Here is a 26,016-nt window from a genome sequence, read left to right as displayed (position 1 = left end):
TTCTCCCGGAATAGATGTATATGTCAGCCGCGTATCGCCGACCGGAGCCGGGACTAAAGACGGAAAAATGAAAAGCCCCGCTCAATCCTCTTCGCCCGAGCCGAGGAACGCGAGCGCTATTCCGGGGAGCTCCCGGTTCCAGAGCACTGAGCGGCTGTCGCCGCATATCGACTCCGCGCTGCCGCGCCTGAAGTACGAGGCCGCCCTGTGGGCGTCGGCCTCGTCGTCGCGCCCGTTCACGACGAGCACGGGCGAATCTATCTTCATGAGGTCCCTGCCCGTGAATTCCGGCAGGAGCGCCCCTTCGAGCCTGGCCGCGAACGCCTTCCTGTCCCCGTGGTAAAGCTCGGCCGTGAGCCTGTACGCGTCGCCCTTAGCGGGCTTCCTGCTGAGCATGTTCTTTATGCGCGAGAGCCGCTCCGCCTCGCTGTACTGCCAGTCCCTCTCGTAGACTGCGAACCCGACGAGGACGAGCTTCCTCACCCGCTCGGACATGAGCGCCGCCTCCACCGCGACCTTGGCCCCCATCGAGTATCCCATGAGGTCGTATCCGTAGAGGCCGAGGTGCCGGGCGAGCGCCTGCACGTCCCTCGCCATCGCCCTGTTGCAGTACGATTGCGCGCTGTGGGGCTTGGCCGACTCCCCGTGCCCGCGCAGGTCGAGCATTATCACCCGCCGCCCGCTCGAGGCGAGGGCCGGATACACGCAGGTATCCGTCCAGTCCGCGGCTGACGATGTGGTGAAGCCGTGGAGCAGTATCAGGGGGAACCCCTTCCCGCGGGAGTCCTCATACGCGAGCTCGACCCCGTCGAAGCTCGTGAACTTTTCCATAAGCGCCCGCTCCGATGACGGATTTCCGGCGCAGGGAGTTCCGTTCGGGGATTCGCATCTATGTCGGAAAGGAGTTACGGAATGGAATATCAGGATCCGCCGTAAAGATGGTGAGGCCCATTGCCGGGCCGTCTGTGATGTATCCGCAAGTATCGCCCAACGCCCATATCCATTATACATCCGCGCGCGCGAAGTTTGAAGCAGCGGAGAATCTCCGCTGATAACCGGTTCTACCGTCGCATATGTGCTCGACCCGCGAACAAAGCCTATACCGTCCGTCCTGAGCCGCAGAATCCGCGTTCGTATACGATTCCTTCCAGCTCCCCTGCTCAATCCGCCGATTCCTCCCGACCCGCTCTCACAATAAACACGTACGTCAGCCCCCGCCCCCGCCTGAAAAATGCAGTATTCATGCGGGGCGCAATGTAGTATTATAGGGTGTGCGGGGTGCCTGCCGCAGTCCCCCCCGGCGGAGGTGAGAGAGATGAAGAAAACATGGGTCTTGTGCCTCCTTTGCTTATTCATAGCGCGGGCCGCCCTTGCAGCTCCCTACGCCTACATCACGAACGAGATGGACGACACGGTCTCGGTCATCGACACCGCGACCAACGCCGTGGTGGCGACGGTCGCGGCCGGGGACGAGCCGAGGGGCGTCGCCGTGAGCGCGGACGGGAGATATGTCTATGTCACGAACTATCTCGGCGACAGCCTCTCCGTCATCGACACGTCGGTCAACCGGGTCACGGCTACCATACGGGTCGGTGAAAGGCCCCAGTGCGTGGCGGTGAGCCCGGACGGCAGGCGCGCATACGTGACCAACTTCAAGAGCGGCACGGTATCGGTCATAGACACGGGGGAGAACAAGGTCGTCGCATCGGTGCCAGTCGGGAGCAAGCCCGACGGTGTCGCGGTCACGCCAGACGGGAAATACGTCTACACGGCCAATTTCGACGCCGACACGGTCACCGTCATAGACGCGTCCGAGAACACGGTGAAGGCCACGGTCCCGAGCGCGCACAGGCCCTCGGGCATAGTCGTAAGCCCGGACGGGCAGTTCGTTTACGTAACGAATATCGCGAGCGGGGACGTATCCGTTATAAGAACCGCGGACAATATGGTAATACGCACGATAAAGTCGGGGATGCTCCCGTCGGGGGTCGTCGTGAGCCGGGACGGCAGGCTCGTCTACACGGCCAATTCCGGGAGCAGCGACGTGACGGTCATAGACACGTCCGACTACGAGGTGAAGGCGACGATTCCCGCGGGCCCTCTCGCATCGGGCGCTGACCTCACGCCCGACGGGAAATTCCTCTACGTCGCCAACTCCGGGGATGATACGGTCACGGTCATAGACACGGAGAAGAACAAGGTCGAGACATCGATCAAGGTAGGCGAGAGCCCCCTCGCCTTCGGGAAGTTCATCACGCAGGGGAGCCCTCCGCCGCCGCCGACACCGGCAGCGAGCCCGGGGATGCCGACGGCTACGCCGGAGGCGGAGTAGTTGAGACTGAAGCGGCCCGCACCTTGGTGCTTTCTTTCATTCCCTCCTTTTGTAAAGGAGGGAAAGGGTGGATTTAGTTTTTGCATTTCCTATTTTAAATCCCCCTGAATCCCCCTTTTTCAAAGGGGGAAATGTTATCCCTCACTTTTAGCTATTAATTCCATCCTTTGGAAAAGAACGAATGCGAGCAAGTAAGCATTCGGACGCCATTACAACAAAGGCAACAAGAAAATTAACTTCAGGCTGAATGTCGCTAAGTCAAAAATAGGTTAGGGAAGATTTGTCTTTCATGTTGTCATTCCCGACTTGATCGGGAATCTCGTCTTTTCGATTTAAATAATCGCGCCAAGATGGCGCTCCTACATAAAAGAGCTATAAACCCCGTAGGAGCGGCTTCCAGCCGCGATGATAAACCCCTCACATCCACGCACCCCCGCCCACCTCACTCCCCGGCCATCTTGAGCCCGGCCTGGGAATAGCTCCCGACCTCCTGCCCGGTGTCGTTGTCGTATATGGTGACTACTTTCGAATTCCTGTCCTCCGTGATGTAGTAAGACCAGACGACGTTCATTAGCGAGGCCTGCTCCTCGAAGCTTAACCCGTAAAACGGCCTCATCACGTAGACGAACGGCTCCCCCGCCGGGTTCTCTATCCTCTCGGCGATCCCGCCCTCGACCATCTCGTCCATGAGCTTCTTCCGCTTGTCCTGGAGGTGACGCGTGTTCTCTATGCTCTTCTCGAGGGCCTCCTCCGAGCTCGCCGCGTCCTGCCCCGCGGCAGGTTGCGCGTCCGCGCTCCGGGCCGCCTGCTCCTCGGCCTCTATATCGTCGTCCGAGACCTGCTGCCACTGTATTATGTAAGCGGCCATAATGCCGACACTCAGTATCAGCAGCAATACGAACGCAATCCCGCTCCTCTTCATGTAAACTCCTTATCAGTCGAATTGTACGTAGTCGCAGACGACCGTGATGTCGCCCAGGTCTTCGGAGGTCTGCTCGAACGTGAGCTCCCCGAACGTATCACTGCCTATAGTGTCCACGAACCCTTCTATGTTGTCGAGGGTCGCGGTCTCGTCCGATTCCGTATCGATGTTGAGCGACCTGCACTTGGTCTGATCCCAGGCGAAATTGCCCGCGTCCGACCTCGTACCTGTGCCGTCCCCGAAGAAAGCGATGGTGAATACGACCACGCCGCCGTTTTCGCAGGACCACTCGGAATCCTGAGCCGCCTGGGAGGAGCCGTTATAGAACTCGTTGAACCTGAAATCGCAGGTCTCGCCGCTCGAGCATCCTCCTATATTGCCTAGAGCCGCGATCGTAATGAGCAAAGCGGGCGCAATCGTCAGAATAATCCTCTTCATGGCATGCATCCTCCTTTGATATAATCGTCCGGTTCAACCGCCGGGCGGACGCGTACATTATTATAAAGCAGTTTTAAGGAGGTGAAAAACCGGCGCCCCTGTTAAGCTCATCTCCCGGAGCCTACGATCAGGTCCCTGTTTATAAGCTCCGCTCCCGCCATATCCCCTAGAGCGAGCACGGCGTGATAGTAGGCGGGGGAGCAGCTCTCGGGTGTGAGCTCCCTCCCCTCCGCCCTTATCTCCATCAGCTCCGCCCTCGTCAGCGAGTCCATGCGCGCGAGCATGTCCCTGAATAATTCGACCGATACCTTGACCCTGTCTTCTGCCATGAGATAACCCCCTCCTCGGAATGTAAGTAATCGACTTGAAGGGCGGCCGCCGCCGTTTCCGGGCGGGCAGACCCGGAAGCGTTCGATCAGCCCTACCGGCCGCCGCTATACCGCCAGAATCCTTATCCCCGGTCCCTGAGAATCGTCACGAACCGGATTTCTGCCTGCGAATCAACAAAATGTTGATTGCTGTTTGCAGATTGCATATTATAATATTACATTAAAACATAATTAGATGAATTTTACAAGATGCATTTTACATTTTGATGAATAATACACGCCCGGTCCCCGGAGCGGAAAGGAAGGAGGAGACTGAATTGAGGAAATCCGTAGAGGAGATAATAGATACGATCAAATCCTTAAAGGGCTTCACGAACGATTACGAGGTAGCCGAAACGCTCGGGATCGCGAGGGCCGCGCTCTCGGGCGCGAAGAAGAGAGACAGCATCTCGTTCCTGGACGAGCTGGTCACGTTCTGCGGCCGAGAGAACCTCACGCTCGACTTCATAAGGCGGGGCACGCCCGTCCCGGGCGAAGGGATAACCAGGGTACCCGCGCCCGCGGGCATTCCTCCGGGATATGAAGAGAGGTACGTCGAGGTCCCCGTGATGTCATACGCGGGCAGCGCGCACGGAGCGCCAGAGCCCGTGGAGGTGGACACCGTCGTCGTACCGAGGGGAGTATACGGAGAGGGCTCGGTAGTGATACGGGTTAGCGGGGACTCGATGGAGAAGCTGCTCATGGACGGCTCGAAAGCCGTCGTGGATACGGGCACGAAGGAGATAATCTCGGGCTGCATCTACGCGTTCGTGATGCCGTGGGAGGGGTCGGTAGTGAGGGAGTGCGTCTCCGAGCCCTCGGGGCTGTCGCTCATCCCATGCAACAGGAACTACCCCGCGTCCTCGATCAAATGGGACGAGTTCGACCCCGCGATCGTCATAGGCAAGGTCTCATGCAGCGTGATGAACGTGTTCGGGTAGCGCAGATTCTGCGCTCATAAACGATTCTTCCGCACCTCTTCTGCCGAAGCCAGCGACAAAGCTCACCCGTTCTTCAACCCTTCGACCCTTCGACAAAGCTCAGGACAGGCAGGCTCAGGGCGAACGGGTTGGGTTTCGGTTGTAAGTTAGACAGATGTGCCCCCCATCACTCTCCCTTCGGCACGACCTTCACAACCCCCGCATGAAGTTATGCCTATTATAGAAGTACGGTTACTCCTCAGGCTGCAGTCCTAATCCGCGCTCCCGCCGATCATTCCGTCGAGGGACCACTTGCCGCCGCCGCGCAGGAGAACAATCAGCGCGAGACCCAGCGCTAGGATGTGGAACTCGAACCCCTCCCCCCTCTGCGCGCCCTCCCAGTTCATGAAAAACCCGTTCGGCAGATGCAGCAGGAACACCGCTCCGAGCATGATGAGGGTTATTCCGGCTGCGGACACCCTGCTTATGAGCCCGAGTATAAGAAAGAGCGCCCCGAAGGAATCGCCCAGTATTACCAGCACCGCTATGAAAGCGGGCACGCCTATGCCGGAGAAGAACTCCACCGTAGGGCCGAAGCCGTATCCCCCGAACATTCCGAGGAGCTTCTGCATCCCGTGGGGGAGTATCACTATCCCGAGGAACACCCTGGCAATCAGCGCCGCAATATCGTTTCCATCAGTTTCAATCAATTTCCTCAACATTGTTTTTCCTCCTTTAACTTTCTCCGTTCCTTTTCCCTCCCCCTTGAGGGGGGAGGGTTCGGGTGGGGGTGATAATTTTTTCAGTTCACTTCCAACACTTCACAAACAGCAGATCCGTCATACTTCAATTCTCCGATACAAGCGGCAGCCCGGCCTCGGCCCAGTCCTTCTTCCCTTCGACGTACTCGTAAACGTCCGTGTAGCCTAAGGCCTCGAGCGTCCTCGCGGCCTTCGTCGAGTTCTGGCACTCGGTGCTGGCGCAGTAGACGACGACCCTCGCCCCCTTGTCCGGAAGCAGATCCCCGGCCTTCTCCGCGACCTCCGTATGGTCTATCTGTATCGCGCCCGGCAGGTGCCCGTCCCTCCAGTACTTCTCCGGCAGGGCCTCGACGAGCGTGACCCTTGCCCCGTTGTCGAGCGCGTCCCTCAGCTCTTCTCTCGTAATGTGTCTCATGTGCAATACCTCCGCTTTTTTATTGTAGTTGCTATTGCAACTACTATTATACAGCTTATGATGGTTGCAATTGCAACATGGATTCACGGATTGCAAATAATGACGGATACTCGCGCGGCCATGCCGGATAGATGCCTCCGCCCGGCCTATGAGAAACCCCGGACTCCGGGCATACTTAGTAGCGCGGAGGGGACGTCATCCGACGCATAACGAGGCTTAAACAATGGATATTCTATCCGACCCTAAGCTTATAATAGAAGCAGCTCTCCTCTGCTTCATACCCATATTCGCGGCTATAGACCCGGTAGGGATAGTGCCCATGTTCCTCACGCTCACGAGGGGCTACGAGGCCCCGGAGAGGCGGAAGATAGTGCTCGACTCGGTCCTCACGGCGACGGTCATAGGGATAATCTTCGTCCTCGCGGGGAAGACGATATTCCTCCTCCTCGGCATCACTATCCAGGACTTCGCCATAGCGGGCGGGGCGCTGCTGTTCATACTCTCGATCATAGACCTCCTGGGCGACGGGAGCGCGAGGGTGCACGGGGCCGAGCCGAGGGCGCTCGGGATATTCCCTCTCGGCACGCCGCTCATAGTGGGCCCGGCCGTGCTCGCGACGCTCATAATACTCGTCGACACTTACGGGTTCCTGCCCTCGCTCATAGCTTTCGTGCTCAACCTGATTGTGCTCTTCTTCGCCCTCTTCAAGGCCGACGCGATACTTTCAGTGCTGGGGGAGAACGGGACCAGGGCCTTCGCCAAGATAATGAGCATACTCCTCGCGGCGATAGGGATAATGATGGTGCGGAAGGGGATAATGGAGCTCATCGCGCTCGCCGGGTGACGCACACGATGTGTGTGATTATATGTTTCCACCGATACTGCTCTGCTCTCTCAATACTCACGCATGCCGGCGGCAGCCCGCTTATAATCGCGCCAAGATGGCGCTCCTACACGAACGAGTTAAAACCTCGTAGGAGCGGCTTCCAGCCGCGATATGTTTTTATCTGTCATTGCGAATGCAGCTAACGAAGTTAGCGTAATGCGGCAATCTGGCCTTTAACCCGCTAATCCTTCGACCCTTCGGCTAAGCTCAGGACAGGCGCGCAGTTCAGTATTATCCTGTCTCCATTATTTGGCGAAAGTTGATGAGTGACAGAGGAATCGTACATGAGTGCAGATTCTGCGCCTCAGGACGAACGGGTTAAAGGTCATCATCCGCATCGTACATTCCCATCGTTGCATTTGCAACAAGGGTGTATTATATTATGCGCATGAAAAAAAAGAAGGCGGGCGGAAGCGGGCACGAATGGACGGACAAGGAGACCTCGGCCTGGACGGGGCTCGTCAGGGCGCAGCAGTACCTCGTAGGCGCCGTAGAGGACGCGCTCAGGGAGGAGGGCTTCCCACCGCTCCCCTGGTACGACGTGCTGTGGGAGCTCGAGAGGGCCCCCGGAGGCAACCTCCGGCTTAACGAGATCGGAAAGCGGGTGCTCCTCGACAAGTACAACGTAACGAGGCTCGTCCAGAGGCTCGAGGACGAGGGGTTAGTCAGGCGCGTCCCCTGCCCGCAGGACGGGCGCGGAGTCTTCGCCTACATCACGCCCGAGGGCAGGAGGCTCAGGAAGAAGATGTGGCCCGTGTACGAGCGCGCGGTCAAGGAGCGCTTCTTCTCGAAGCTCGGGAAGGAGGACATCGCCCGGATCGACGTCCTCATGCGGCGCATAAGGGGCGAGTCCGGGAGCTGACGCGCGCGATTGTGCGGGCCGGATATTGACAGTATAATGCTTGGAAACGTCCCGGCATACGGGGCTCGTCACAGGAGGATGTTCCGTGAAGATTATTTCCCTGCCTCTATTATTCCTCGCGCTTTCCTCGCCTGCATACGCGCAGAACCAGTCCGAATACCCGATCGCCGCCATAAAGGACGGCTTCATGCTGATAGGGCAGAAGCCCTACAGGATGACGAGCGAGTGCCCGGAATTTCAGGTCGGGGACATGGTCACGTTCTCGGAAGACCCCATAACCTGCGAGATGGTCACGGCGATAGACACGCTGAGCCTCTCCGAATGCAACCTCATATGCGTAGAGAACCTCGGCACCCCCGACCCCGATTGATTTCGGGCGGGTGAGCACCCGCGTGTAAATCAATTTGCTCAGGCACCGGTATTTATTTTCCATGACATTACAGAATTGGCGTTAATAAAATACGCACGCCTGAACGCCGTCCTGAACTTGTTTCAGGGTTTATTTAAGTAAGGGCAAAGAACACACATAGTGTGTTTTATGAAAGGTACACCCCCATCCTGTCCTTCCCCCTGATCAGGGGGAAGGAAATCAAGGAATCGCGGCTGGCCTGTCCCGGGCTTGACCCGGGAACTCGCTCCTACAAAGAAGTTATCGATCGGGATCATCTGGCTATTCAATACATGATACCTCTATCCCCCTACTCCCCGCACCGCCCGTCGTGCGCCTTCCTGACCCCGGCGTCGATCCTCATACAGTCGTTCCCGTAGACCCTGCCGTCGCACCCGCAGACGAGCTCGAATTTCCCGTCGCATAACTTCTGGAGGTCGACGCACACGCCCGCCATATTCTCCTCCCCGCAGTCCCCCGTGCCAAGGTCGCACCAGAGCCCGTCCGGACACACGGTCCCCTCGGGCCCTCCGCACGGAGATCCCTCCTTATACATCTTCTTGATATCTCTGCACCCGGCTGCGGACAGCGCCGCAGCGAACGTAATAATAAGGAGAACGGCCGCTCCCTTCGATATATTCTTTATCATCCTTCTCCCGGTCCCGTTATTCGGGATTCGGGACGCCGCAAGCCCCGGCGGCCCCCCGGTAATGAATTAAACAAATAATAAACCCCCCGGCGGCCCGGTACAAGAGCCCCGCGCCAGGGACAAAAGGCGCAAGGCCGCGCGAGCTTACACTACTCCCCCGCCCGATTTCTGGTTATAGTTAATCTTTTGCTCGTTTCGAACGGCACCGGAGAAGAGACGTATGCCCCAACCCGAAGAGAAACAACCGAGCTTCCTCACGAGGGCCCTCGCGCGGTTCAGGGCCAGGAGGTTCGCCTACCTCGCGAAGTCTATCGTTATTCTCATCGTGGCCTACCCCTACCTTGAACTGGACATCCCCGGCCAGTTGATACTGACCGTAATAACCATATTCGTGATGGTATCCCTCGTCATCGCCGTGAGCGACAAAAAGAGAAACATAATCATCGCGCTGTGCTTCGCCCTCCCCTGGTTCGTGTCTCTGATGATCAACTTGCCGCTGTTCGAGAGCGCGAGGTCCATACTCGTGAGGAAAGAGATAGTGTTCGCAGTGCTACTTTTCTCCTTCACCACGTTCAACATATTCATACACCTGCTGAAGTCCCGCGAGGTGACTACCGAGATACTCTTCGCGTCCGTGTGCGTATACCTCCTCGTCGGCCTCACATGGGCGACGCTCTACATATTCCTTGAATACGTTTCACCGGGCTCGTTCATAGACACTAGCGGCAAGATAGCTATCGACGCGCCCAGGTTCCTTTTCTTCAGCTACATCACCCTCACGACCACAGGTTACGGCACGCTCGTCCCGGTCACCGACCCCGCCCGCTCGCTCGCTCTTATGGAGGCGATAGTAGGGCAGCTCTACCTCGCCATACTCGTCGCCAGGCTCGTAGGACTCCACATATCGAAGCCAAAGGCCACGGACGGGGGGTAGGATCTAATCCCGTTAGGCTCGCTTCTCCTTACTTCGGCAAGATGCAGCGGAGTACCGGGCAGAAGTTAACCCGAAGCCGGGATTATTTCCTTCCGCAGCATTAAATTATCAAACGATCCCGACATAGATTGAATAAAATCCAACGCTATTTTATAATCTTTACAGGGTATAGGACGCCGAGAGACACGGGATAACACTGACGAAAAGCAGTTCCGCTTACCGGATATGGTTTCCGGTGCGGACCCTGCACGGAGGGTTGCGGCCGGAGGGGCCGCCTTTCTCCCGCACTGATGCGAAGCCTGATGCTACCCCGGGGTCATACGGTCCTCCGCCGGGGTGAACGGACGTGCATGGTTCTTCTCTCAGACAACAAGCCGTCAAGATCCTGAGCCATTTGAGAACGTACAGGAGGTTCTATATAGTCCTGGCCGCATTCTCCTTAAATATCTTCACCGCATTTTCCAATTTCACGATCGTACATATAAAACAATATTCATACGGAGGCTTTATTTTATACGGAATATTTTTCATATTAAGTTTCCCGCTCCGCCTCGTGCCCGGCCTGCTTTTCTTAGGCGCCGGGCTGTCCTATACGCTCTGGTGGATAAACGAAGAAAAAAGCGGTCTGACGCAGCTCCCGCTTACGGTTCTCGACTTCAGAATCACGATGTCGAACCCGGAAGGTGTTGTCGAGGCGATAAAGGCGCCCGTCTGGACGTTATATATAGTCGCCGCCGCGGCAGTAATTATCGTCCTCGTCACCGTATGGGCAGCGGTGTCCACCTTGCGCAGCATCATATCCGGTAAAAGCAAAGGCATTTACAGAAAGCTGATCCCGAACCTGCTCGCCGTCGCGTTACTCATCGTATCCGCAAACATCTTCCTCTCCCAATTCCTAAACGTAGTAAGGGAGCTCGTGCACGAAGACCACTACATGTGGGAAAGCGTGCGCTTCTCCGGTCTTTCGAGAAAAATAGGCATCTGGGGATTTTTGTTCTACTCGTATCACCTCGAGCGGATAGATTCGGGAGACTTCCTGGGTCCCAGGAAGGGCGCGCCGCCCCCGACTAACGACGAGATCGCGGAAGCGGTTCATGAATACATAAATATCGGAGGGTTGCAGCAGCACAAGAAACCGAATATCGTGGTCGTGCTCGCCGAATCGACCTTCAACCCGGAAGACGCTTTTAAACTGAGCAAACCCGTACACAACAAGTTATTCGAGCCGACTAAATACACGCAAGCCGTCGGGCCGATGCTCGTCAATGCGGTCGGCGGAGGCACATGGATAACGGAATTTGAGTTCGTCACCGGCATAGATTCCCGCCTCTTCGGCTACTCCGGATTTTATACGCATTCGTCACTCTCACCTTATGTAAAAGAGTCGTTCGCAACGTATTTAAAAAAACACGGTTACGTCACCGAGGCCTACTACGTGGCGGACGGTGATTTTTATAACGGCTCCAACGCATACAAGAACTACGGCTTCGATTCATTCCGCGGAAATATCGGTCCGGCTGGCTGGGGCACCACGGACGAGCAGGTGGCCGATATAGTAATCAGCTTGTCTAAACCGGAAGAAGCGCCGTTTTTAAAAGTCATAATAACGATCGAGAACCATTCTCCGCACGTATGTAAAAATTTCAGCAGCAAGGAAAAGCTTGTTACTACGTTCGAGGGCTCAGACGAGTTCAACGAAGCCAACTGCGCCCTAAACGAGTTCATACGTCATACCAGGTCTACCGAGCGCGGGTTCCTTAAGCTGATAAAATATCTCGAGGACCAGGAGAAGCTGACGGGGCGACCTTTCGTACTTCTTATTTACGGCGACCACCAGCCGTACACGTTCGCAAAATACGCACGGATTATGGAGTCTGAAGAGGTTATGCAATATCAGAAATTCAGGTCGAAGCTGACCGACCGCGAAACATTTTTCCACATTGTCTCGTCGATACCCGGCGTGCTAAAGTGCTGCGGCGGCACAGTCCCTCACATTACGATGATGCCTACGTTACTGAGCGCATACGTAGCCTCCGGAATCGGCGATTTGTACATGGGGGTAAATCTCTACAATTTCCGGCACTGCGGGTCAGACTTTATGAATAACCAGATTTCTAACGGCGCGTACGGAATACAAGCGCAGGACGAAAGTGAGTCGGGCAAATGCGCGGTTTATGACAAGCTCCTGACCGCCTACCGCAACTCTGGCGTATTTTAGAGCCTGACCCATCCCGTACTCCTCGTATAGGGGCCCGGAGCAGGGGACTCGGGCGGCTGAATCCGCAGCGCCCTGCTTCATCCTGCATCGTGCATCGTGCATCTTTATGTATATTAATACTTACATTCCACAAACGGAGGTCATTCCATGAGACTCGAAGGTAAGACAGCCCTCATCACTGGCGGGAACGAAGGCATAGGCAGGGCGACCGCGCTCATGTTCGTAAAGGAAGGGGCGAAAGTGGCCGTCACGGGGCGGAGGAAGGAGATGCTCGACGACGTGGTAAAGGAGAGCGGAGGGAAGATAACGGCCATACAGAGCGACGTCTCCGACGAAAAGCAGGTGAAAGCCGCGGTCGATGAGTTCATGAAGAAGTTCGGAAGGATAGACATACTCTTCAACAACGCAGGCGTGCTCGAGACGGGTACCGCCGTCACGACCAGCACGGAGTCCTGGGACAAGATAATAAACATCAACGTCAAGGGCATATACCTCATGTGCAAGTACGTTGTGCCCCACATGGTGAAGCAGGGCGGCGGCTCCATCATCAACAACGCGTCCGTCGCCGGGTTCATAGGGTGCCAGAACGTGTTCGCGTACAACACGTCCAAGGGCGCGGTCATGCAGATAACAAGGAGCCTCGCGGTCGACCACGCGAAGGAAGGCATCAGGGCGAACACCATCTGCCCCGGCTTCATCAGGACGAAGATGAACGTGGACTTCATAGGCAACCCCGACGACGCGCAGACGAAGCTCGACGAGATCGCGGCCCAGATAGTGCCCATGGGATACCGCGGCGAGCCCGACGACATCGCGTACGCGTGCGTATATATGGCGAGCGACGAGTCCAAGTACATGACGGGCGCGAGCATAGTGGTCGACGGCGGCTGGACGACGTATTGATTCATTATATCAAGTAACAATCAATCGCGGCTGGCCTGTCCCGGGCTTGACCCGGGAACTCGCTCCTACGAATGCTTGGATCCTCTAATCTGTAGGAGCGGCATCTTGCCGCGATTCCATACATCCCTTCCCGCTTGAGTGGGGAGGATTCAGGTGGGGGTGAGATTTTTTCCCATCCTTTGCGTTTAATTCCCTCCTTTAGCAAAGAACGGTTCTGAGCAACAATTCCGAGCGAATGAGGAATTGGTCTCTAATGGATGAGTCCACGAAATTTACTAATTCTTCGCACCGTAGCAACAGAAGCCATAATAGTAAGAACCGGACTCCATGACAGCAAAGTCATAGTAGTAAATTAACTTCCGGTTGAATGTTGCTAAAGTCAAAATAGGTTAGGGAGGATTTAAAACGAGATTCTAAAACGATCCTGTAACGAGTTCACGACATGGCTCAGAGTGACAAAACCTTACTGTCATCGCGAGAGCGTATTTGGATCGTAGCGATCTCATATTTTTCAGGAGATTGCCGCGCTACGCTGACTTTCGTCAGCTCCGCTCGCAAAGACAGGATAAATAGCACGTCCTTCGACCCTTCGACTTCGCTCAGGACAGGCTAAACTCAGGACAAACGGGATAAAACTAAATCCCCCTTTGTCAAAGGGGGAAAACTACGAATGAACAATTAATTTCCCCTCAATCTTTAATTCCGCACCTATTTCTCCGGCTCCTCTTCCTCAGGCTCCGCTTCTTCCTCCGCCACCCCGCATTCCCCGTCGTGGTCCTTCGCCACGCCGGCCCCCATCCTCGCGCAGTCGTTCCCGTAGGTCTTGCCGTCGCACCCGCAGACGGGCACGTAGTCCTGCGTGCACATCTCGGGCTTCACCATGCATTCCCCGATCTCGTTCAACCCCTTGCACCTCCCGAACTGTATCTCGCAGAACTGCCCCTCCGGGCATTTGACGTTGTCGAGACCTCCGCACGCCTGTCCCGGCTCCTTGCGCGAGCTCGCGGCCTCGCCGCACTTCCCGTCGTGGTCCTTCCTCACCCCGGCCGATTTCCTTTCGCAGTCGTTCCCGTATGTCCTGCCGTCGCACCCGCATACGGGCTTATACTCCCTCGTGCAGATCTGGGGCTTGTCCGTGCAGAGACCCTCGATCCCGACCGTGGAACACTTGCCCGCGGGCGTTTCGCAGAACTGCCCGTCCGGGCATGCGACCTCGAGCGCCCCGCCGCACACATGAGGGGCCTCGTCCCCCGCCAGGCTCGCGCACCCCGCCGATATAACGATCGCAGTAACGCAGAACATTATGAAGGACGTGTTTTTAAGCATGGCCGTATCCCCCCGTGACGTTCGACGGCCGGGACGCTCGCGCACCCCGACCGAATTACGAACAATAAGATTTTAAAGCGTGGAGACGCGGACTGCAACGGGTTTCTTAGGGCGTTGAGAATACGGTATATGATTGCGAGGGTTTCCGGCCGGGAGACCCCCGCCGCTACTTTCCGGACGAATGCTCGGTCTTGCTCCCTATGGTGAGGAGCCCCGTCACAGACGCAAGGAGCGACATCGCGGCTGCTATATACAGCACCAGGTCGAAACCGCCGATGAACGAGTCCCGCACTATTCGTCCGAGCGCGGCGGCTGTCTCAGGGCCGAGAGAGGCGGGTATCTCCGCCCCCGCCATCTTTATCCTCTCGCCCTCGATGAGGTCTCTCACGTGCTGAGGGACGGAAGCCGCGTCCATGCCCGCGTCGAGGCAGCCGTTGAAAGCGTGGAGTATGACGATCCCTAGCACCGCTATCGTGAGCAGCCCCGCCATCCTGGCGACAGCGTTGTTTATGCCCGAAGCGGTGCCCGAATAACCGACGTCGGCCGCGTTCATCACCGCCGTGGTCAGCGGCGCAATGCTGAGCGCTAGGCCGAGCCCGACGAGCGATATGCCGGGGAATACGGTGGTGAAGAAGCTCCCCTCACCGTTGAAGAGTGCGAGCGAGAGGTATCCCGCCGCGCCCAGCACGGTCCCCGCCGCGAACGGCAGCCTCGCACCGTATTTATCCGTGAGCCCTCCCGCCCAGCGCGAGAGGACGAATATTATGAGGATTATCGGAAGGAGCGACGCCCCCGCCTCGGTCGCCGTATACCCGTACACCTGTATGAGCGCGAAAGGCAGGAAGAAGAACACTCCGCCGAGCGCTCCGTACATGAACAGCGTGGCGGCGTTCGTGCCCGAGAACGTGACGGAGCGGAAGAGAGAAGGCGGCATCATTGGAGATTCCTCCCTCGCCTCGACGACGACGAACGTGAGGAGCGCGAGCGTCCCTAACGCGAGCGACGCTATTACGAGCGCGCTTCCGAACCCGTGGTTCGAGCTTTCGATGAGGCCGAACAGTATTCCGCCCAGGCCGAGCGTCGCGAGCAGTCCGCCCGCCCAGTCGACCCTTCCGGCCGTATCCACGCGCCTGCTCTCCGGGACGCGGAGGAAGAGTATCGTCAGCACCGCGGCCGCGATAGGCACGTTGATGAAGAATATCCACCTCCACGAGACGTTCTCTATGAGCCATCCGCCGAGCACGGGGCCGAGCGCCGTGGTGATCGCGGAGAACGCGGACCAGGTGCCTATGGCCCTCCCCCTTTCGCCGGGGCTGAAGAAGACGGTGATTATCGAGAGGCTCCCCGGTATGAGGAGCGCGCCTCCCACCCCCTGGAGAGCGCGGAACCCTATGAGCTGGTATACGGACTGCGAGAGGCCGCAGAGCACCGACGAAAGCGCGAAGAGCCCGACTCCCAGCGCGTAGACGCGCCTCCTCCCGTACCTGTCCCCGAGCGCGCCTCCCACGAGTATGAGCGCCGCGAGGAAGAGAGTGTACGCCTCTATCACCCACTGCGCGTCCGTGATGGTCGCGCCCAGCTTCTCCTGGAGCGCGGGCAGGGCGACGTTCACGGCCGTGCCGTCTATCGAAGCGATGCTCGACCCGAGGATTGTAGCTGCAAGCACCCACCTGCCCGCGGTCCTCCTCGCGGAAGCCGTCTCGACGCCCGTCTCGACGGCGGGAGCTATCACGGGGGGTTTTCCGATCAGAGCCATAAAGCCGTAAAGTAAACACTATACGCCGCAAATGTAAACCGCACACACATAGTGTGATTTTACGATTCTCTCTATCTACTCTGCTCTAACCAATAACATAACCCGTTCGCCCTGAGCTTGTCGAAGGGTTGAACGGGTATCACCCACGTTTGTCCACGAAGGTTTGAGCCGTCAGGTGATCCGGCGAAGCCTGTAGGCGAAGCCGGACTGTCCGGCGTCCCGTCCCCCGAAGCCTTGGCGAAGGGGGAAGCCTTCGTGGAGCCGGAAGCTTGTCGAAGTACTACAATTATTTCCCTCTCCCCTATCATGTGGGAGAGGGTGAAGGGTGAGGGGGTACTTTAATATGTAAACCCGCTCATACTTCTACATGCTCAGTACGAACGGTTTTTTGAAATAATGAACGGGTGATGACACACACATCTTAACCTAATTTGGTTTAGAGGAATTTGGGCTGAAGTCGATTGGTCGCATCAGTTTAGTGGTGGCTCCGACCGGTTCTTGCGCACGCTCAGAACCATTCCTCAAGGGGAGAGGAAATTATTGAGGATACGAAATGTCATAGGCTGCCGTTTCGCGCAGCTGATAATGTTTTTAATTGCTGTTGTCCCGGTTTTAATAGCCGCGGTCTTGTGGTATAACGTTTGAAGTACAAATATGACAGGACATTTAATGCTTGCGGGGAGGCAGCTATGAGCAGGCGAATAGTAGTAGGGAAATTGAGCGATTTCGAGGATGACGGCATGAAAGCAGTCGTGCTCGGGGATTCCAGGGACAAGATACTGATTTGCAGGTCAGGCGGGGAATTCTCCGCCCTGAGCCCATTCTGCACACACTACGGAGCGCCGCTCGAAGAAGGGGCGCTGAGCGATGGCAGGATCGTCTGCCCGCTTCACCACTCGTGCTTCAGTGCGAAGAACGGGGATTTGCTCGAGCCGCCGGCATTCGATTCCCTGGCCGCTTACGAGCTCAGGACGGAGGGGGAGAACCTCGTCGTCACGGTCCCCGATAAGATCGAAAAAAGGCGGCTGCCCGGCCTAACGAAACCCGACTACAAATCAGACATGAGGAAGTTCGCTATAATCGGCGGGGGAGCGGCCGGCTACTCGGCCGCCCAGACGCTCCGCGAAAACGGCTTTAAGGGCAGGATTTATATAATAACGAAAGAGAACGAACTCCCGTATGACCGCCCGAATTTGAGTAAAGAGTACCTGCAGGGCAAGGCCGAGGCGGACTGGATGCCTCTCAGGGGCCGGAAATTTTACGACGAGCACGGTATCGATACCGTCCTGGGGAGAGAGGTCTTGAAGCTGGACGTACGGAACAAAGAGCTTACGCTCGACGACGGGCAAAACCTCGTATTCGACAAGATCCTCATCGCCTCGGGCGGGAAACCTCTTAACCTCGACATCCCCGGAGCGGACCTCGGCAATATCTTCACGCTAAGGAGCTTCGGGAACGCCGATGAAATCATAACCGCTGCGGAAAAGGCGTCCAGAGCCGCGGTTATCGGGTCGAGCTTCATAGGCATGGAAACCGCTTACAGCCTGTCCGTGCTCGGCATAGACGTTACCGTTATAGGCAAGGAATCCCTGCCGTTCGAAAGGACATTGGGGAAAGAGATCGGGGAGTTATTCATGAAAGAGCACAAGAACCTCGGGATCGCGTTCGAGATGGACGCGAACGTGTCGAGATTCGCCGGGGACGGAAAAGTCGAAAAAATAATATTCAACGACGGGAAAGAGATTCCCGCCGACCTCGTCCTCGTCGGCATAGGGATAGTCCCGGCGACCGGATTTATAGAGGGCATCGAGCCCGATCCGGACGGGAGCCTCAAAACGGATATTTACCTCGCCGTTGCGGAGGACGTTTACGCGGCAGGCGACATAGCTTCGTTCCCGAACGCCGTCACGGGAGTACGCGGAAGGATCGAGCACTGGAGGACAGCGGAGCAGCAGGGGAAAATCGCGGCGCTCAACATGCTCGGCAAAAACGTCCCTTATTCGAGCGTACCGTTCTTCTGGACCGCGCAGGCGGGACTGGAATTAAGATACGTCGGACACGCCCGCGCCTGGGACAATACGATTACATGGGGGAACGTCGCGGATAAGGATTTTATCACGTTTTACATATCGGGGGGCAAGGTCGCGGCGGCCGCGGGGAACAACAGGGACGCGGAAATGGCGGCCGCGGAAGAGCTCATGAGGCTAGGCAGGATGCCCGCGCCCGGGGTCCTCGAAAAACATCAGGCGGACTTAAAGGATTTCTTGAATAAACCGGATTGAATTCTCCGGCCCGCGGCGGGTGAGCACCCGCGGGCATACGGTCCTATTCATCTATTCTGCTCAACCAAACCCGTTCGCACTGAGCGTGTCGAAGGACGGATTATTTATCCTGTCATTGCGAGGGAGCGCAGTATGCGACCGCGGCAATCTCATGAAAGTGCGAGATGCTGAAACAAGTTCAGCATGACAAGAACAGCGAGATCGCCACGGCTGCTGTCGCAGCCTCGCGATGACAGAAATGGTAAAACCGTCATACTTCGACTAATCCCCTCCACAATAAAAACTTCCCTCCCCAAAATGGTATAATTCTACCGGGCTGCGGCAAGGCCAGGCCGCCCGCGCTCACGCACATGACCACGAGAACGAAATTCAACATTCACCCGCTCCTTGCGGGCGCGTCGATCGTCATAATACTTGCGGGGGTGCGCGAGATAGCGCCCGTGCTCAACATATTCCTGGTCGCGCTGCTGCTCGCGGTGGCCGTATCGCCGCTCCTCACGTGGCAGCTCCGGAGGGGCTGGCCCAAGGCCGCGTCCCTCGCGGTCACCATACTCATCGTCATCGTCATCATGGGGTCAGTATCCACCATCCTCGGCGTGGCGATAAACAACATCATAGGCAAGGCCCCCTTCTATCAGGACAAGATAGCCGAGCTCTACCACGCGGGCATGAACGCACTCACGGCGAGGGGGATAGACGTGAGCGACGTGCAGCAGCTCAACATTTTCAGCCCCGACAAGATCGTAGGCTACATGACCACCTTCCTCCAGAACATATTCTCGACATTCGGCAACTTCTTCTTCGTCGTGCTGCTGATGGTGTTCATTCTGATAGAGTTCGCCGACATAACGGTGAAAGCCGACAGGGGCGAATTCGCCGAGGACTCCTGGCAGCACAGGTTCGGCGACATATCGGAAGACCTGAAGAAGTACGTGACCATAAACGCCATAGCGGGCCTCATCGCGGCCGTAGCCGACTTCGTCCTTCTCCTGATAATAGGCGTCGATTTCGCGGTGCTCTGGGGGTTCCTCGCCTTCCTCTTCAGCTTCATTCCGAACATCGGGTTCGTGCTCTCGGTCGTCCCCCCGGCGCTACTCGCGCTGCTCGAATTCGGCTGGGGGCACTGCATACTGGTCGTCGTCGGCTACGTTGTCTTCAACTCCATCATCGACAACGTCATCAAGCCCAGGTTCCTGGGCAAGGAATTCAAGATGTCGATACTGGTCGTGTTCCTGTCGCTGCTCTTCTGGGGATGGCTCATGGGCGCGATAGGCGCGATCCTCGGCGTCCCCCTCACGATGGCTGTAAAGCGGATAGTCGATTTCACGAACAAGGACATGGAGGCGGACGGGCGCGCCCGCGCCGCTGAGGAGCCCGTCATCCCGCTTCCGGAAACGAAGCCGGAGAAGAGCGCGGAGTCCTGACCGCGGCGGTCTCATCGTCAACCTGTCGTTCCGGGCAGCGCGAGCCGAATTTACTAATCGAAGAAACCCCTGTATCTTAATTGCATGAGCGCAAAATCATATAAGCGGGCTGACTGCCGTGGCTGACCGGGAAAATCAGGATATATACGCCATGAAGCTCCACGAGCGCATCGAATTCCCCAACTATACGGTAGACAGGGTCCCCGGCGGCTGGCTCTACACGTATCTTATCGAGCACACCTATCCGAGTCATTCGGGCCGTCAGACTGGCAGCCTTTCGGCTACGACAACTTTCGTCCCCTACAGCGAAGAATTCAGGAAGTAGAAATAATCGGCGGCAACAATACGTAGCGTCTTTATTGTCCTATCGTTCACCTCTGCAAAATCAGGAAAAAGAGAGATCGCCACGGTCGCGATCCTGAAACAATCCCGGATCGGAGTTCCTGAAGCGATCCTGAAACAAGTTCAGGACATGGTTCAGGACAGGCGCTCCCTCGCGAAGACAAAAGATCTGTCATTTCGAATCTCTGATAGAGCCGCGGCAATCTACCCATTTATTTAAATTTCCTTCCCCCTTGAGGGGGGAAGGTTAGGATGGGGGTGAAAATAATCCACTCTTTCTCAGGCTGTTAAATTATGTGATTTGCAATAATGCAATTCGAATTGTTATAATTAATTATCAATGAACAATGACAGCCCATTTAAAGAAATTTATCTTTCATCTTTTGACGAATTCGAACTTGCCTATTCAGACATTAGAATGAACCGCAAACACTATAAAACTGTCTTCAGAGGTCAAGCAGAAGCTATTTGGGGACTTGTTCCCTCAGTTCTCCGTGGTTTCAGTGATGATGTAATTCCAATGGAATCTATAAGAGAACGAATTATGCGTGAATATATCGATGTTTCATATTTTGTCATAATAGCTGATAGAATGGGATTCGATTTACCCGGAGATCTATTCGAGTTGTTAAATCCCATTAAATTTAATATCTCCGAAGATAAGAGCTTCTATGATTGGTATTGTACAACTAAGGCTGGGTGGAAAGAAGTAATATCAATTGCTCAACATTACGGTGTTAAAACCAGATATTTAGATTTTACTTTTAATCCTTATACGGCTCTTTTTTTCGCTGCGATGGAAGTCACGAGAAAGTATCTAGGCGAATGTGACAAAATTCCGGAGTCAAATAATCATTTTTCACTATGGATGTTGGACAAAGACTATTTAAATAACTCCTGCTGTACTATAGATCATTTTGAAGTGCCAACAGCTAGAAATAAATATTTAAATGCACAGAAGGGTCTATTTCTATCACCTCCTCTTCCTCCATTATATGATGCACCTTTTTATGGTGATACAAAGAAAATGAATGTAAATAAGAAATCTCTTGATATTATGGAGGAAGTCATGGGAAATAATTATCACTCTGTAAATAATGGTGACTTAGATTTAAAAAGAAGATGGCCAATAATCTATAAATACAACTTTTCTTTCACCATCGCCCCTACAATTTTACAAGAGTTAGATGCGCAGTACGATATCAATATAGCAACACAAAAACCTAATCTAGAAAATATCATTAACTACAGACAATTCAGAGAAAAGGTAAATGATCTGGCTTGTATACTCAGAGATGACTCAGATAGAAGTCCCTAATTGATTTAGTACACCCCCATCCTACCCTTCCCCCCTCAAGGGGGAAGGAAATGCGAATCACCACTATTATTAGTCAGCCCCGGCAAAAAAAACACCGCTTGACATGAGCGCCGCGTCCGTGAGAAAATAGGAATAAGAAGGGGTTAATGATTAAACATGATTATTTAAATAAACCTTAGCGGAGGGGGTGTTAAAATGGCTGATTGGTGGTGGAAGGCAGATTATTATGAGACATGCAACTGCGCGTACGGGTGTCCCTGCAACCTGACCATGATCCCGACCGACGGGACATGCCAGGCAATCGACGTCTGGAGCATAAAGGAAGGGGCGTACGGGAGCGTCCGGCTGGACGGTCTCACGATCGCACTGATCGTCCGCTGGCCCAATCCCATACATCACGGCAACGGCGAAGCGGTCGTGTATATCGACGAACGTGCCGACGAGTCGCAAAGAGAAGCGCTTGCCAAGATCGGCACGGGCAAAGCCGGTCTCGGCGGTCCGTTCGAGATTTTCTCTACTACCTATTCGAGTCCCGCCAGGGTCGTCTACGGCCCGGTCCAGGTATCTCGCAGCGGCAAGAGGGCAACCCTGCGGCTTGGCAGCGCCGCCAGCGCCGACATCGAGCCGATAATTTCCGATATGGACAAGTCGGAAGCGAACGCCCGCATGGTCCTGCCCGGCGGATTCATATGGAAGGATAGCGAAATAGTGAATACCAAACGCTGCGACGTTAACGTCGAAGGGCTCTCGTTCCGGCATGAGAACTCGAGCGCATTTCTTTCCGAGGTCGAGTATAACGTCTAGCGGCCCGCCCTCCCCCGGAAGCATGCGCCGCAGGCGGCGGATTGAGGAAGTAATCGAGGAGCACGCGTCTCCGCTTCAGGAAACAAGTTTCTGGCCGATCATCCACAAGCCGTAGCCCGCGAGCAGTACCCCTGCCGTCCTCGCCGCCCACTCGCCCGAAGGCGCGAGCTTCTCTACGAGCACGAACGCCGCGATAAGAGCGACCCAGAGGATGTTCATTACGCCCGTAACGAACAGCACCGCCATGAGCAGCCAGCAGCAGCCTACACAGTAAGTCCCGTGCCTGAGCCCCATAACGCACGCCCCGCCCGCCCCTTCCCGCCACTCAGTCATGAGGAACCCGATCGGCGTGCGGCATTGACTGAGACAGGCGTGCTTGAGCGGGGTCCACTGGAATACCCCGGCGGCTACGAGTATCGCGCCGCCCAGCACGGGGCTCGTGCTCACCATCATCGGCGATATGAGAGCGGCTTCATGGAGGCCCCACTGCGCAAGCGCAGCGATAAGGCTGAACCCGGTCCACGAAGCCAGGTAGCCGAGCGCGAACAAGCCCGTCAGGCTTATGACCCCGCCTCCGCATCCCTTCGTCCTCACATAACGCGCGTAAAGGAGCACCACCGGCGAGACCGACGGTATCATCATCGCTGCCATCATCACCGTCCACATGAGGAATAAAAGGAAGAGGTCGGTCAGGCCCCAGCTCCTGGCGGACAGGCCCATGCACGTCTCTATGTCCATGTTATTCATTACCCATGCCTCGTGCACGGTATAGGCCCAGGCGAGCGCCGCAATGCACGCGAGTCCGAGCAATACGATAACACGGTCCCGCCTGAGGGCGGACTCTATGATGGAAATGTTTTGTCCTGTGTCCAAGCTCATGCGGCCGAATAAGAAAACGGCGAGTAGTATCCGTTCTTGTTCGTTATATACCAGTTGAGCCCGCCGTCTTTAAGGTTTAATTGTTTCGATTTGGCGACTACCGACGGATACCCCGGCGCGACGCAGAACGGCGCGTTTGTCACCGTAATATCCGCGCCTCCCTGGCCGGGCAGCGCCTCGATCTCCATGTCGGCGATGTCTCCCAGGCGGATGCTGCGCGTCCTGCCGTCGGCGCGGTAATCGATCGCGACGCTCTTGACGCCCAGAATGGCCCCTACGAACGAAGCGATTGCCGCAGGGTGCCCTCCGGCCTGCCCCGAAAATATAGTGAACAGGGCGCTCCTCTGTTCATCGCTCGCCCTCTCGTCGACATACACCGCGATGCTCCACTTCACCTCCAGCATATGCCCCGGCGAGTAAACGGCGATCGCGAGGTTAAGACCGTCGAGATTAACGTCCTGGAAATGTCCCTTGTCGATATGCCAGGCTACGAGGGCCTTGCATTCCCCTTCCGTAGGCGCGCTTGTAAACGCGCACGGGCAGGCGACGTCGCAGTTGCACGCTTCGAAATACGTCCCGTCCAGCTTCCAGCTGTTTGCGGCCATATACATACCCCCTCTCATTATATTATATACTCCAAATTCATATCGACACGATACTATATTGACACATTTTGAGGGCATTGTTAAGTGGTTTTATATATTGAAATACTTCCATATATGAATCCTTCCCCGCCGGCCTCTGCGTCCCGAACGCAAAGGCCAACAATACTGTCATTGCGAGGCTCAGAATGAGCCGCGGCAATCTCGTTTTTTACCTTGATTCCCTCCTTAGGCAGAGAACGAATGCTCACCAGCTCGCAATCGTTCCCTCAAGGGAGAGAGAATTATCAAGAGGGCGAACGGGATTATCGCGGCTGGAAGCCGCTCCTACAGATTATTATAAAGAGTGGATTCCCGAATAACGGTTATGAAGGTGCGCAAGAACCGGTCGTCCTCCGCTGATTGCAATCGAGCCTCTTTATTCCGGCAGACACGATTCACAAGCCAAAATAAATCGGGAATCCATTTCCTTATAATCCTCGCCAACAATTTTTCTTCAATTCGGGGAAAATTTTTGTTATGATAGGAGACATGCCGGGAATAAGGGCAACGATAAAATTAATCGGCCCTGTGTGGTTTCTCCTGCTCCTCGTAACGCTCGCATTCCCGTCACGGGCCGATGAAGAAAAAGAGAGCGGCGGCACGCTTTTCATATCGAAAGGCTGCATGGGCTGCCACGGCGTGAGCGGCCGCGGCGGTGTCGGGCCCGCGCTCGCGCATACCGCCCTCACGTTCGATGCGTTCCTGAGCCAGCTCCGCCACCCGAGGGACATCATGCCCGCGTTTCCCGCCCAGGCGGTCAGCGACGGGGACGCGCGCGAAATCTACGCGTACCTTAAAGACGTCCCCCCTCCCGCAGAGAGGATACAGAAGGACATCCCTAAGGGAGAACTCGGCCCCGAGACGTGCGCCCCTTGCCACAAGACGCTCCATCCCGAGATAGTGAGCCAGTTCGAGTCGAGCGCGATGGGGATGGAAGGCGCGCAGAACCCGCGCGTCGATTTCCCGCTCAAACAGCTTACTTGCGCCAACTGCCACGGCACCGACCACGACGTGATAATGGCGTCCAAGGGACGCGTCCCGGAGACCATGTGCGCCGCGTGCCACGCGCAGATATATAAGGAGCACGTCCTCGACGCGGGGCATTCGTACGGTCCGGGCCCGGGCGACATCGGAATAAACTGGGAGCGCAACATCGGCGTGCCCAACTACAAGCAGATGCCGAGGAAGGTCATGCAGATGGGCTGCGACCCATGCCACGCGCAGGCGGGCGCTACGGACGCGAAATACTGGAGCGACGAACAGTTGAAATACATAGACATGAGCAGCCTCGATTACAGGAACGGCTGCATCGCCTGCCATACGCGACACTCGTTCAACCTCGAAGAAGCGCGGAAGCCCGAAGCCTGCTACACATGCCACATGGGCCCCGACCACCCGAACTTTGAGGCCTACATGAGCTCGAAGCACGGCTCCATTTACTCCGCCCGCGGGAGCGCGTGGGACTGGTCAGTACCCCTCGCCGAGGCCAAGTACGGCACGCCTACCTGCTCGTATTGCCACATGCTCTACGTCGACAACGACGGCAAGCGGTATTCGAGCCACAACATGACGCGGAAGATTATCTGGGGTATGGGGACACAGGCCGCGCTCGGCGATCTCAAGGACATAACGCTCGAGCCGGAAAATCAGGCGAAGCGGGTCGAGATGATAAAGGTCTGTCTCACGTGCCATTCGGAGGATAAGGCAAGATACTATCTCGAATCTGCGGACGCGCACAAGCTCGCGGGCGACGCTCTCGTGGTCGAGGCAAGGGATATATTGAAAGGGCTCTACGACGACGGGCTCATCAAGCCGAGCCACGGCCAAATGGCGGCAGGACTCCTGCCGGGCCCCCGGTTCACGGCGATCGACATACCGGGCGGGTTCGCGCAGCACTGGCCCGCGGGGCTTTACTTCAACGTATCGGCGATAGAACGGGAATACTTCGACATGTTCTTCTTCTCGAACCTGAAATCCTATAAAGGCGCATTCCACATGAGCCCCGATTACGCGTGGTGGTACGGCTACGCTGACGTGCTCGGGCACCTGGCGAGGATACGGGACGAGGCGGCAAGCCTGAGGGAAGCCAAGGCCACGAGCGACAGGACCTTGTTCATGATATTCACGGGCCCGCTCATGGTGCTCGCCGTGCTCCTCGTCGTATTCCTAATCTGGCGCGCGTGGCGTAAACGGACCATGGCGGGGTGAGGATGGAGTGATAATTTAGTCATCCTGAACCATGTCC

25 protein-coding genes are annotated in these 26,016 nt (G+C 56.2%); 14 read left to right on the top strand and 11 right to left on the bottom strand.

Annotation, left to right across the window (positions count from 1 at the left end; translation table 11 throughout):
• Positions 1–81 precede the first annotated feature (81 nt).
• Entirely contained in the window at positions 82–831 is a 750-nt protein-coding gene (locus AB1598_05765) for an alpha/beta hydrolase (GenBank protein MEW6144508.1), read from the bottom strand.
• Positions 832–1,315: 484 nt separating this feature from the next.
• Between AB1598_05765 and AB1598_05760 the strand changes: the two genes are divergently transcribed.
• Entirely contained in the window at positions 1,316–2,332 is a 1,017-nt protein-coding gene (locus AB1598_05760; protein MEW6144507.1) for a cytochrome D1 domain-containing protein, read from the top strand.
• A gap of 442 nt (positions 2,333–2,774) precedes the next feature.
• Here the strand turns inward: AB1598_05760 and AB1598_05755 are convergent, their stop codons facing one another.
• The 3 genes from AB1598_05755 to AB1598_05745 form a co-directional block, all read right to left on the bottom strand.
• Positions 2,775–3,254 carry a hypothetical protein gene (locus tag AB1598_05755; GenBank protein MEW6144506.1) on the bottom strand — a complete coding sequence of 160 codons (480 nt, stop codon included), beginning with the start codon at positions 3,252–3,254 and terminating at the stop codon, positions 2,775–2,777.
• 12 nt (positions 3,255–3,266) lie between these two features.
• Positions 3,267–3,692 carry a hypothetical protein gene (locus AB1598_05750; GenBank protein ID MEW6144505.1) on the bottom strand — a complete coding sequence of 142 codons (426 nt, stop codon included), beginning with the start codon at positions 3,690–3,692 and terminating at the stop codon, positions 3,267–3,269.
• 107 nt (positions 3,693–3,799) lie between these two features.
• The gene (locus AB1598_05745; GenBank protein ID MEW6144504.1) at positions 3,800–4,021 is read right to left on the bottom strand and encodes a hypothetical protein; all 222 of its coding nucleotides are present in this window, start codon (positions 4,019–4,021) and stop codon (positions 3,800–3,802) included.
• Between the two features lie 317 nt (positions 4,022–4,338).
• Here AB1598_05745 and AB1598_05740 point away from each other — a divergent pair, with 317 nt between their 5' ends.
• Positions 4,339–5,001 carry a S24 family peptidase gene (locus AB1598_05740; protein ID MEW6144503.1) on the top strand — a complete coding sequence of 221 codons (663 nt, stop codon included), beginning with the start codon at positions 4,339–4,341 and terminating at the stop codon, positions 4,999–5,001.
• A 251-nt stretch (positions 5,002–5,252) separates the two neighbouring features.
• Here the strand turns inward: AB1598_05740 and AB1598_05735 are convergent, their stop codons facing one another.
• Positions 5,253–5,702 (bottom strand): DoxX family protein, encoded by a 450-nt coding sequence (locus AB1598_05735; GenBank protein ID MEW6144502.1) that lies wholly within the window; start codon positions 5,700–5,702, stop codon positions 5,253–5,255.
• Between the two features lie 124 nt (positions 5,703–5,826).
• Positions 5,827–6,156: a rhodanese-like domain-containing protein gene (locus AB1598_05730; protein MEW6144501.1), complete on the bottom strand. Its 330-nt coding sequence runs from the start codon at positions 6,154–6,156 to the stop codon at positions 5,827–5,829.
• A gap of 223 nt (positions 6,157–6,379) precedes the next feature.
• On the opposite strand from AB1598_05730, the gene AB1598_05725 reads away from it, so the two are divergent.
• The 3 genes from AB1598_05725 (at position 6,380) to AB1598_05715 (ending at position 8,274) form a co-directional block, all read left to right on the top strand.
• Positions 6,380–7,000 (top strand): MarC family protein, encoded by a 621-nt coding sequence (locus AB1598_05725; GenBank protein MEW6144500.1) that lies wholly within the window; start codon positions 6,380–6,382, stop codon positions 6,998–7,000.
• 424 nt (positions 7,001–7,424) lie between these two features.
• Positions 7,425–7,904: a MarR family winged helix-turn-helix transcriptional regulator gene (locus AB1598_05720; protein ID MEW6144499.1), complete on the top strand. Its 480-nt coding sequence runs from the start codon at positions 7,425–7,427 to the stop codon at positions 7,902–7,904.
• Between the two features lie 85 nt (positions 7,905–7,989).
• Positions 7,990–8,274 (top strand): hypothetical protein, encoded by a 285-nt coding sequence (locus AB1598_05715; protein ID MEW6144498.1) that lies wholly within the window; start codon positions 7,990–7,992, stop codon positions 8,272–8,274.
• A 328-nt stretch (positions 8,275–8,602) separates the two neighbouring features.
• On the opposite strand, the gene AB1598_05710 is transcribed toward AB1598_05715, so the two are convergent.
• Positions 8,603–8,941, bottom strand: a complete 339-nt coding sequence (locus tag AB1598_05710; GenBank protein MEW6144497.1) for a Kazal-type serine protease inhibitor — start codon at positions 8,939–8,941, stop codon at positions 8,603–8,605.
• Positions 8,942–9,161: 220 nt separating this feature from the next.
• Here AB1598_05710 and AB1598_05705 point away from each other — a divergent pair, with 220 nt between their 5' ends.
• From AB1598_05705 to AB1598_05695, 3 genes are all read left to right on the top strand, one after another.
• The gene (locus AB1598_05705; GenBank protein ID MEW6144496.1) at positions 9,162–9,875 is read left to right on the top strand and encodes an ion channel; all 714 of its coding nucleotides are present in this window, start codon (positions 9,162–9,164) and stop codon (positions 9,873–9,875) included.
• Positions 9,876–10,269: 394 nt separating this feature from the next.
• On the top strand, positions 10,270–12,093 hold the full coding sequence (locus tag AB1598_05700; GenBank protein ID MEW6144495.1) for a sulfatase-like hydrolase/transferase: 1,824 nt from the start codon (positions 10,270–10,272) through the stop codon (positions 12,091–12,093).
• 147 nt (positions 12,094–12,240) lie between these two features.
• On the top strand, positions 12,241–12,996 hold the full coding sequence (locus AB1598_05695; protein MEW6144494.1) for a glucose 1-dehydrogenase: 756 nt from the start codon (positions 12,241–12,243) through the stop codon (positions 12,994–12,996).
• Positions 12,997–13,704: 708 nt separating this feature from the next.
• Here AB1598_05695 and AB1598_05690 read toward each other — a convergent pair.
• Together AB1598_05690 and AB1598_05685 are read right to left on the bottom strand one after the other, a co-directional pair.
• Positions 13,705–14,322 carry a Kazal-type serine protease inhibitor domain-containing protein gene (locus AB1598_05690; GenBank protein MEW6144493.1) on the bottom strand — a complete coding sequence of 206 codons (618 nt, stop codon included), beginning with the start codon at positions 14,320–14,322 and terminating at the stop codon, positions 13,705–13,707.
• A 166-nt stretch (positions 14,323–14,488) separates the two neighbouring features.
• A complete protein-coding gene (locus AB1598_05685) occupies positions 14,489–16,054 on the bottom strand; it encodes an MFS transporter (GenBank protein MEW6144492.1) in 1,566 nt (521 codons plus the stop codon).
• Positions 16,055–16,767: 713 nt separating this feature from the next.
• On the opposite strand from AB1598_05685, the gene AB1598_05680 reads away from it, so the two are divergent.
• From AB1598_05680 to AB1598_05660, 5 genes are all read left to right on the top strand, one after another.
• Positions 16,768–18,360 (top strand): FAD-dependent oxidoreductase, encoded by a 1,593-nt coding sequence (locus AB1598_05680; protein ID MEW6144491.1) that lies wholly within the window; start codon positions 16,768–16,770, stop codon positions 18,358–18,360.
• A 350-nt stretch (positions 18,361–18,710) separates the two neighbouring features.
• Complete coding sequence (locus tag AB1598_05675) at positions 18,711–19,784, top strand: AI-2E family transporter (protein ID MEW6144490.1); 1,074 nt, start codon at positions 18,711–18,713, stop codon at positions 19,782–19,784.
• A gap of 118 nt (positions 19,785–19,902) precedes the next feature.
• Complete coding sequence (locus AB1598_05670; GenBank protein ID MEW6144489.1) at positions 19,903–20,109, top strand: hypothetical protein; 207 nt, start codon at positions 19,903–19,905, stop codon at positions 20,107–20,109.
• A gap of 357 nt (positions 20,110–20,466) precedes the next feature.
• On the top strand, positions 20,467–21,444 hold the full coding sequence (locus AB1598_05665) for an FRG domain-containing protein (protein ID MEW6144488.1): 978 nt from the start codon (positions 20,467–20,469) through the stop codon (positions 21,442–21,444).
• 195 nt (positions 21,445–21,639) lie between these two features.
• Positions 21,640–22,248 carry a DUF1326 domain-containing protein gene (locus AB1598_05660; protein ID MEW6144487.1) on the top strand — a complete coding sequence of 203 codons (609 nt, stop codon included), beginning with the start codon at positions 21,640–21,642 and terminating at the stop codon, positions 22,246–22,248.
• Between the two features lie 75 nt (positions 22,249–22,323).
• On the opposite strand, the gene AB1598_05655 is transcribed toward AB1598_05660, so the two are convergent.
• Positions 22,324–23,121 (bottom strand): DUF2182 domain-containing protein, encoded by a 798-nt coding sequence (locus AB1598_05655; protein MEW6144486.1) that lies wholly within the window; start codon positions 23,119–23,121, stop codon positions 22,324–22,326.
• 2 nt (positions 23,122–23,123) lie between these two features.
• Positions 23,124–23,732: a DUF1326 domain-containing protein gene (locus AB1598_05650; GenBank protein ID MEW6144485.1), complete on the bottom strand. Its 609-nt coding sequence runs from the start codon at positions 23,730–23,732 to the stop codon at positions 23,124–23,126.
• Positions 23,733–24,248: 516 nt separating this feature from the next.
• Between AB1598_05650 and AB1598_05645 the strand changes: the two genes are divergently transcribed.
• Positions 24,249–25,979: a multiheme c-type cytochrome gene (locus AB1598_05645; protein ID MEW6144484.1), complete on the top strand. Its 1,731-nt coding sequence runs from the start codon at positions 24,249–24,251 to the stop codon at positions 25,977–25,979.
• The last annotated feature ends 37 nt before the right edge of the window (positions 25,980–26,016 follow it).

This window comes from Thermodesulfobacteriota bacterium (assembly GCA_040754335.1).
In the GTDB taxonomy this organism is placed as follows: Bacteria; Desulfobacterota_D; UBA1144; order Nemesobacterales; family UBA2774; genus 2-12-FULL-53-21.
The sequence above is the reverse complement of the archived record's forward strand: the minus strand, read 5'-3'. Positions and strand labels throughout refer to the sequence as shown.